This window comes from Streptomyces sp. OfavH-34-F (assembly GCF_022347745.1).
Taxonomy (GTDB): Bacteria; Actinomycetota; Actinomycetes; order Streptomycetales; family Streptomycetaceae; genus Streptomyces.
Map to the genome: position 1 here is coordinate 1 of NZ_JAKRGC010000566.1, position 2,038 is coordinate 2,038.

The 2,038-nt window shown below is 76.4% G+C and carries 2 protein-coding genes; both read right to left on the reverse strand.

Annotated elements, in window-relative coordinates:
* Positions 1–665 (reverse strand): DUF3488 domain-containing protein (locus tag MHW47_RS34930; protein ID WP_239227842.1); only part of this gene is annotated, 665 nt, incomplete at its 3' end.
* Positions 666–675: 10 nt separating this feature from the next.
* The gene (locus tag MHW47_RS34935; RefSeq protein WP_239227843.1) at positions 676–2,031 is read right to left on the reverse strand and encodes a DUF58 domain-containing protein; all 1,356 of its coding nucleotides are present in this window, start codon (positions 2,029–2,031) and stop codon (positions 676–678) included.
* Between the last annotated feature and the right edge of the window lie 7 nt (positions 2,032–2,038).

Genomic DNA, 2,038 nt, shown 5'->3' on the forward strand with positions numbered 1-2,038 from the left:
CGCACCGGGGCGAGCGCCCGGCCGCCCGACGCGTCCAGCCCGGCCGACGAACCGCCGCGCGACCCGGCCGCCCCGGTGAACACCCGGCCCCACTGCGAGAGCCGGTCGCGCCCCTCGGCCAGCAGGAGCAGCAGATAGCCGCACGCCGCCAGCAGGAACCACAGCCAGCCCGCACTGCCCTCCGACAGCCCGGCGGCCACCGAGTAGAGCGCCAGCAGCGGCAGCCCGGCGGGCGCCGCGCTGCGGAAGGTCACCGCCAGCGCGTCCACCGCGAGACCGACCAGCAGGACCCCGCCCACCAGCATCAGCCGGATGCCCGGGGTGGCCGGCGCCGGGATCGCGTACTGCCCGACGTCGTCCGCGCCCGCCGTCAGCAGCTCCGACAGCTGCCGCACGGCCTGCGGTCCGGGCAGCACGCCCGCCACCGCCTGCTCCCGGACGAACGCCACCGTCAGCAGGACCACCATGACCAGTGCCTGCGCGGCGACCGTCAGCGGCCGGGGCAGCGGCACCCGCCGGCCCAGCACCCCGACCCCGCTCTGCACGGCCAGCAGGAACGCCGCCTGCGCGAGCCAGCTCACCGGGTCCACCAGCGGCAGCATCGAGCAGGCCGCCATCAGCGTCGCCGCGAAGGCGCCCAGCGCCAGCCGACCACGACCGCTCATGACCGCCCCCTCATGACCATCCCCCGGTAAATCCCTTCGACCCGGCCGGCGCACCCTGCGGGCCCGCCAGCCGCCACAGCGCGGACAACTGCGCGCCGGGCTCCACCGGCACCACCGTCCACCCCGCCTCGCGCAGCCGTCTCAGCCGGCCCGCGGCCTCCTCGCGGCTCTGCGGCGATTCGCCGTTCACCCAGGCGGCGCCGTCCAGCACGAAGGCCACCGCCCCGCCGCTGCGCTGCCGCATCCGGGCGACCACACCCGTCTGCTCCTCGTCCAGATCGCCCAGGAACGCGATGAGCAGCCCCTCGCCGCCCCCGCGCAGCACGTCGTAGGCGCGCGACAGGCCGCCCCCGTCCGAGTGGCCGACCACCGCGAGGGTGTCCAGCAGCAGGCCCGCCGCGTCCGCCGTGGCCTGCGAGGACCCGGCGAAACCGCCCTCGCCCTCGCCCGGCACCGCGTCGCCCGTGTCCGTGAGCAGCCGGACCGCGAAGCCGCGCTCCAGCATGTGCACCAGCGCGGACGCCGCCCCCGACACGGCCCACTCGAACGCCGAGTCCGGTCCCGTGCCCCGGTAAGCGGTCAGGCGGGTGTCCAGCAGCACCGTGCACCTGGCGCGCTGCGGCTGCTCCTCGCGGCGCACCATCAGCTCGCCGTAGCGGGCGGTGGAGCGCCAGTGGACGCGGCGCAGATCGTCGCCGTGCCGGTAGCCGCGCGGGATCACGTCGTCCTCACCGGCCAGGGCCAGGGAGCGCTGGCGCCCCTCGCCGTAGCCGGACGTCTCGCCCGCCAGCCGGACCGGCGGCAGCGGCTCGGTGTGCGGGATGACGACCAGCGTGTCGTACGTGCTGAACGAACGCGTCAGCTCGCACATCCCGAACGGGTCGCTCAGCCGCAGTTGCAGCGGGCCGAGCGGGTAGTGCCCGCGCAGGTCGGAGCGGACCCGGTAGGACACCTCGCGACGGCCGCCCGGCTCCACCCGGTCCAGGACGAACCGGGGCCGGGGCCCCAGCACGTACGGCACCCGGTCCTGGAGCATCAGCAGGCCGGTGGGCAGCCGCGAGATGTTGTCCATGCGCAGATGGACCCGGGCCTCGGAGCCGGCCGGGACGCGCGAGGGGGAGAGCCTGCGGGTGCCCGTGACCCGGTAGCGGGTCCGGTAGAGCACCAGCACACACACCAGCGGCAGCACCGCGAGCAGCAGCCCGACCCGCAGCAGGTCGCTCTGGCCCAGCACATAGGCGCAGGCCGCCGCCGCGATCCCGGCCGCGAGGAAGGACCGTCCGCGCGTCGTCAGCCCGCCGAGCGCCGCCCGTGCCCCGCCCTTGGCGTCGCCGCCGTCCATCGCGACGGGCCGCGCCGCGGCCATCACGGAC